Annotated in this window: 5 protein-coding genes and 1 tRNA gene; all 6 read right to left on the reverse strand. The window is 62.8% G+C overall.

Annotated elements, in window-relative coordinates:
* Position 1 precedes the first annotated feature (1 nt).
* The gene (locus LB558_RS27360; protein WP_224700391.1) at positions 2-997 is read right to left on the reverse strand and encodes an aldo/keto reductase; all 996 of its coding nucleotides are present in this window, start codon (positions 995-997) and stop codon (positions 2-4) included.
* Entirely contained in the window at positions 994-1,974 is a 981-nt protein-coding gene (locus LB558_RS27365) for a sugar-binding transcriptional regulator (RefSeq protein ID WP_224700392.1), read from the reverse strand. Before LB558_RS27365 ends, LB558_RS27360 begins: the two co-directional genes overlap by 4 nt.
* Before the next feature lie 24 nt (positions 1,975-1,998).
* Positions 1,999-2,985 carry an ABC transporter permease gene (locus tag LB558_RS27370; protein ID WP_224700393.1) on the reverse strand — a complete coding sequence of 329 codons (987 nt, stop codon included), beginning with the start codon at positions 2,983-2,985 and terminating at the stop codon, positions 1,999-2,001.
* 19 nt (positions 2,986-3,004) lie between these two features.
* Complete coding sequence (locus LB558_RS27375; RefSeq protein ID WP_224700394.1) at positions 3,005-4,540, reverse strand: sugar ABC transporter ATP-binding protein; 1,536 nt, start codon at positions 4,538-4,540, stop codon at positions 3,005-3,007.
* A gap of 93 nt (positions 4,541-4,633) precedes the next feature.
* Positions 4,634-5,665: a substrate-binding domain-containing protein gene (locus LB558_RS27380; RefSeq protein ID WP_013529471.1), complete on the reverse strand. Its 1,032-nt coding sequence runs from the start codon at positions 5,663-5,665 to the stop codon at positions 4,634-4,636.
* A gap of 684 nt (positions 5,666-6,349) precedes the next feature.
* A tRNA-Met gene (locus LB558_RS27385) sits at positions 6,350-6,426 on the reverse strand.
* Between the last annotated feature and the right edge of the window lie 130 nt (positions 6,427-6,556).

The raw sequence follows: 6,556 nt of genomic DNA on the forward strand, positions 1-6,556 counted from the left end.
CTCAGGCGTCCATCGCGGTGAGATGCGCGGCTGCCGCGGCGTCGATTGCCGCAAGCTCGCTTGCCGCAAGCATGATCTCGCCGGCCCGCGCATTGTCGAGCGCCTGTTCAGGATTGCGCGCGCCGCACAGGGCGAAGGTGATGCCCGGCTGGGCGAGCGTCCAGGCGATGACGATCTGCGCCGTCGACGCCTGGTGGTTCTCGGCGATGGGGGCGATTGCCTCTTTCAGCTTTCCCACCTTCTGCCGGTTGGCCGTGGAGAAGCGTGGGTTGTCCTTGCGCTGGTCGTCGCCGCCGAATGTGCGGCCGGGTTCAACCGTGCCGGTGAGCAGCCCCAGCGCCAGCGACGAATAGCTGAGGGTAGCGATGTCGTGCGCGCGAGTGATCGGCAGCAGGCTGCTCTCGATCTCGCGGTCGATCATCGAATAACGCTCCTGGATCGCATCGAGCTGGCCGGCGTCGATATAGTGGCCGAGATCCTCGGCGCTGACATTGCTGGCGCCGATGGCGCGAATCTTGCCGGCCGCCTTGAGCTTTTCCAGCACCGCCACCGTCTCGGCGATCGGCGTGGTCGGGTCCTGCCAATGGGTGATGTAGAGGTCGATATGATCGGTGCCGAGACGTCGCAGGCTCTGCTCGACCTCATAGGCGATGCCGTCGGCGCCGAGATAGCGATGCACCGGCTTGCCGTCCTGGTCGAAGAAATGGCCGCCCTTCCCCGAATGCCAGTTCAGCCCGCATTTGGTCGCGATCACCACTTTGTCGCGCTTGCCCTTGATGGCGGCGCCGACAATCGCCTCGCTGCGGCCAAGGCCGTAGGCCGGTGCGGTGTCGATCAGGCTGAGGCCGGCATCGATCGAGGCTTCTATCGCCCTGACCGACTCCTTCTCGTCGGTGCCGCCCCACATCCAGCCGCCAATCGCCCAGGTGCCCAGGCCCACAGCCGACGCCGATATGCCGGACTTGCCGATCAGCCGCTGGATTTGTCGAGAATTCATGCTGCCTCCTGTTCGGCCAGCTCGAGGATATGGAGCCCCGTGGCCTCGTCCGTGACGATGGTGTCGAGATGGTTGCCGCGCATGGCGGCGAGGATCGGCGCGACCTTGCTGGGGCCGCTAGCGATGCCGATCGAGCGCGGGATGGTGGCGTACTCGTCAAGCGTCAACGAGACCAGCGAACGGTTGAGCGAATAGTTGCAAAGCTTGCCTTGGCGATCGATGAGATGGGCGAGCAACTCGCCTGTCGCTCCGGACTTCTTGATCGCCTGGCGATCGGCATTCGAGGACGGATGCAGATCGTAGTAGCTGGAATCGTCGGTCAGGATGGAGCCGACACCCACCACCGCGACATCGGCCTCGCGCGCCTTGCGAAAAACGTCAGCGACGGAACTGATGCTCATCAGCATCTCGCGCTGCTGCGCGGTGTCGGCAAACAGCGGCGCATGGATCTGATAGGCGCGTCCGCCGAGCTTGTCGGCCATCAGCGACGCGACATGGTTGACGTCGGTGTAGTGCTTGCCCTGGACCAGTCCGGTAGCGGGGATGATTTCGACATCGTAGCGGCGCCCGGGCTTCAGACCGGCAACCAGCGCGCTGACACCCTTGCCGCCGGTGATCGAGATGGTGTCGCCATCCTTGATGGTGTCGAGCAGCAGCCCAGCCGCCGCCTCGCCGACCCGCTGCAGGGCGGTGTGCGGATTTTCGGAGACCGATGGCACCACCATCGCCCGCTCGATGCCACCCAGCGCCACCAGCCGCGCTTCCAGGTCGACCAGATGGTCGATCGGTGACTTGATCTTGATCTCGACGAGGCCGAGCTGGTGGCCGCGCTTGATGAGCCGGTTGACGGTGGCGTGCGAGATGCCGAGTTCCCTGGCGATCTCTGCCTGGGTCTTGCCTTCGACATAATGCAGGACAAGCGCCTGGTGCATCTGGCGGATAGCGGCGATGTCGTCGCGGGTGTTGGGAGGGGCCATGGCCTTGTTCGCTGCCTTTGGAGTTCAGGACTTCTTGCGGTGCAGGAAGTGATCGATCGATACAGCTGCGAGCAGGATGCATCCCTTGATCATGTCCTGCCAATAGACCGAGACATCGAGCAGGATAAGCGAACTCGTCACCACCGAGAGCAGAGCCATGCCGAGGATCGCCCCGAAGATGGTGCCCGAGCCGCCATTGAGCGAGGCGCCGCCGATGACGGCCGCGGCGATGATGTTGAGTTCCATGCCGGCGCCGAAGGTCGGCGTCGCCGCGCCAAAGCGCGCCATGTAGATCACACCGGCCAGTCCAGCGAGGGTGGAGCACAGCACCGTGACCCAGAACTTCACCTGGTTGGTCCTGATGCCCGAGAACTGCGCGGCCTTCTCGTTGGAGCCGGTATAGAAAACCTTGCGGAAGGCCGTGGCGCGGCGCAGCAGGAAGTCGAAGATCGCCACCACGACGACGAAGATCAGGATGACATAGGGGATGTTGTTGAAACTGCCCTGGCCGATGGCCTTGAAGGCCGGCGGCAAGGTGAACAGCGACAGCGGCGTGCCCTTGGTGACGACCAGGCACATGCCGCGCACGATAACCATGGCCGCCAGCGACGTGATGAAATGATTGAGGCCTATCACCGTGACGAAGAAGCCCATGGCCGCGCCGATCAGCGCGCTGACGCCAATGCCGATCAGGCTTGCCGTCCATGGATCGAGGCCGGCGAGGAACAGCGCGCCGGAGACCACCATCGAAAAACACACGACCGAGCCGACGGAAAGGTCGATGCCGCCGACGATGAGCAGGATGGTCATGCCGACGACGACGATGCCTTCGATGGAAAAGCTCATCAGCATGGCGCGGAAATTGCCCCATGTCAGGAAGTGCGGCGAGGCAAAGCTCATGGCGATGCACAGTGCCAGGATGATGACGATCAGCCCGGCCTCGCGCATCGATGCGAGCTGAGCGAAATTGATGCGCCGCACGGCACTGGCGGCCTTGATCTCGGCGTGCACGAGCGCTCCTCCTGATTCCCTAGGCGACATTCTGGGCCTGCCTTTGATTTGAACTGTCCTGGACGCCCGAGGCGAGCATGATGATGGCTTCCTCGCCAAGTTCGCCGGCGGTGAGTTCGCCGGCGATCCTGCCTTCGCGCACCACCAGGACGCGGTCGCACAGACCGATCAGCTCCGGCAGTTCCGACGAGATGACGATGACGCCGATACCACTGCCGGCGAGCTGGCGCAGCAGCCGGTGGATCTCGACCTTGGCGCCGACATCGATCCCGCGCGTCGGCTCGTCCATGATGATGACCTTGGGACTGACGGACAGCTGCCTGGCGATGGCAACCTTCTGCTGGTTGCCACCGCTCAGCGTCGAGACGGCGGCCTCGATGCCGGCCATGCGCACGCCGAGCCTTCCGGTCAGCTCCCTCGCCTGACGATCCTCGGCCTTGCGGTCGAGCAGGCCGAGTCGTCCGGTCAACCTGGCGAGGTCGAGCGCGGAGATGTTCGCCGCGATCGGCAGATCGAGGAACACGCCGGAGCCTTTGCGGTCCTCAGAGAGATAGACCAGCCCCGCCTTGACCGCATCGCCATAGCTGCGCAGCCGGAGCTGCTTTCCGTCGAGTGCGACGGTTCCAGACGTGCTTGGCCTGAGGCCGCAGACCGTTTGTGCGATCTCGCTGCGGCCGGCGCCGATCAGGCCGCCTATACCGAGGATTTCGCCAGCACGAAGCTGCAGATCGACGTCGGCGAAGCGGCGGCCATCGGAAAGCCCCTCGACCGAGAGGAGCAGGCGCCCCGGCTCCTGCGGCGCCAGCTTGTCGGGATAGAGCTGGGTGATTTCGCGGCCGACCATCTTGCGCACGACATCGTCCGGTGAAACGGCGGCGACCTGATCGGTCGCCACGTAACGGCCGTCGCGGAAGACGGTGACGCGGTCGCACAGCGAGAATATCTCGGCCATGCGGTGGCTGATATAGACCACCGAAATGCCACGTTCCCTGAGCCCCCGCACGATCGAGAACAGGCGTTGCGCTTCGCTTTCGGTGAGTGCCGCGGTTGGCTCGTCGAGCATCAGCACCTTGCAGTCGAGCGTCAGCGCCTTGGCGATCTCGACAAGCTGTTGGTTGGAAATGGAGAGGTCGGCGACCCTGGTGCGCACCGGAATGGGCGCGAGCAGGTTCATGACCTTCTGGGCGTCAGCGTAGAGCTTCTGGAAATTCATCAGCGGCGCGCGCCGGCTGTTGATCGCGGCCATGTAGATGTTTTCGGCAACGGTGGCGTCCTGACAGAGCGCGATTTCCTGATGGACAAGCGCAATGCCGAGACGTTGGGCGGCGGCGGGCGAGTGGATCGAAACACGCTCGCCATCGATCAGGATATCGCCCTCGTCAGGCTGCAATACACCGGCGATCATGTTCATCAGCGTCGACTTGCCGGCGCCGTTCTCTCCGCACAGCGCATGGATTTCGCCGCGCCGCAGCTCGAACTGGACGTCGCTCAGCGCCTTGACCGCGCCGAACGCCTTGGACAGGCCGCGGATTTCAAGAATGGGCGCCTGGGTCACGCCATGCTCCTGCGATGCTTGCGAGGAGGAAGGAGGCAAAGCCTCCTTCCCGGTTGGTTCGGCCTTGCCGAGGGCGGGGCGGTGAGATCGAGATTATTCCTCGATGCCCTTGGTGCCGCGACGCTTGAGGTACTTGTCCCAGTAGAAGTCGTCCGCATTGTCTTTGGAGACGATGGAGAAGCCATTGTCGACGAAGGGCACGCTCATCGGGTTGAAGCCCGAACGCTTGGCATCGTTCATCGGATCGATCAGGCCGGGATGCTTGGCCATCCACAACAGCATGAAGCCCATATAGCCCTGCATGCCCTGGTTGGGATTGACCGAGCCGAAGATCTCGCCGGCCTTGATCATGTCGAGGATCTTGGCGTTGACGTCGGCGAGCATGACGCGGATTTTGCCGCCGCCTTCCTTGGCCGCCTGGGCGGCACCGATGGCCGAATTGGCTTCGGGCATGAACACGGCACCGAGGTCAGGATGCGCCTGCGCCAGGCTCAGGACCGCCTGATAGGCCTTGGTCGGATCCTGGTTCGAAGCGGCGCGGCCGACGAGCTTCATGTCAGGCCATTTGGCTTCCATGCGGGCAACGAACGCGTTGACGCGCTTGTCGTGGTTGTCCTGGCCGGGATTCTCCAGCACCGCATATTCGCCCTTGCCGTCCATCGCCTTGGCAACGGCGTCGGCGGCATAGGTGCCTTCGGCATTGTTGTCGGAGGTGATGTAGGAGACGCGCTTGGAATTCGGCGAGTCGGCGGCGAAGGTCACCACCGCGGTGCCCTGTTCGATAGCGCGGTTGATCGGCTCGATGAACGGATCGGAGTTCATCGGATGCACCAGTATGCCCGCCGGCTTCTGCGCCAACGCCTGGTCGAAGGTGGCGATCTGCTTGTTGACGTCGTATTCCGGCGTACCCGTATAGGCGGTCTCGCAGCCGAACTGCTGGCCGGCCTGCTTGAACATCTCATAGACCGGGAACCAGTATTCGACGCCCGAGACCATGACGTTCATGACGTATTTTTCACCCGGCTCGCACTTGAACGGGTTGGGGGTTTCGGCGCGTACCTGCATCGACCCAAAGCAAGTCGATGCAGCCGCCGCGATTGCGAGCGTGCTCAGAAATTTGCGCAAGTTTCCTCCCTTGGCCGAAGCCATCCTAAATGACCGTCGCAGGCACTCGGCGAGCGCTGCCGTGTATGGATTTGATGATGCCGACCTTCCTCCGAAAGCCGACGATCGGACATTACAGCCCGGGCGCGTATTGTCAATATAATTCACATAGTGAAATATATTTCAATACCTACTTCCGGGGATTCATACATTCCGGTCGGCGAAGCTGGTCGCGGCCGCCAAGTGCCGTACGGCTGGGCAAGGCCTTTCCGGCCTTCGGCGGCGAACCGGAGAGGGTGGTGGAGTATCGGCATCGGGAGCTCGCGTGGAGCCCTCCCGCCGGCCGCGTCTTTATCGCCTGAAGCCCCGATCTTGTCTTTGATAGCATCTGTTCCGGGCGCGGCGTGACGCTCTCAATGTAGCTTGGCCAAGAAGTCAGCTGCTGCCCATCGGCTTACGGCAGCCTTCGGACCATCCGGCGTATTCCGGGAAGCCTTCGGCTGTCCCCTTGAACGGGAACGGCCTGCGGGCTTTGTGCGTGGCGGGCTGTTTTTGATTTGGTTTGGGGGGAGAGGATTTGAGTTTTCTGTCTGGCGGCTCTGGCGGCTGGGCTTCGCCTGCTTGCGGGTCTCTGATGACGGGTTAAATCGCCGGCACCACAGCCAAATACAAAAGAGCCCGCACGGGGGCGGGCTCTTTTGTATTTGGTTGCGGGGACAGGATTTGAACCTGTGACCTTCAGGTTATGAGCCTGACGAGCTACCGGGCTGCTCCACCCCGCGTCACCTCTAAGCAAGCGTTTGCTTGCGTTTCTAAGCAAGCTCTTGCTTGCGTTCTAGACAAGCGTTTGCTTGTGTTCCTAGGCAAGCGTTTGCTTGCTTTATTGGACGTAAGCCGAGGCCTACAAATAGG

It is taken from the genome of Mesorhizobium sp. CO1-1-8, assembly GCF_020164875.1.
Lineage (GTDB): Bacteria > Pseudomonadota > Alphaproteobacteria > Rhizobiales > Rhizobiaceae > Mesorhizobium.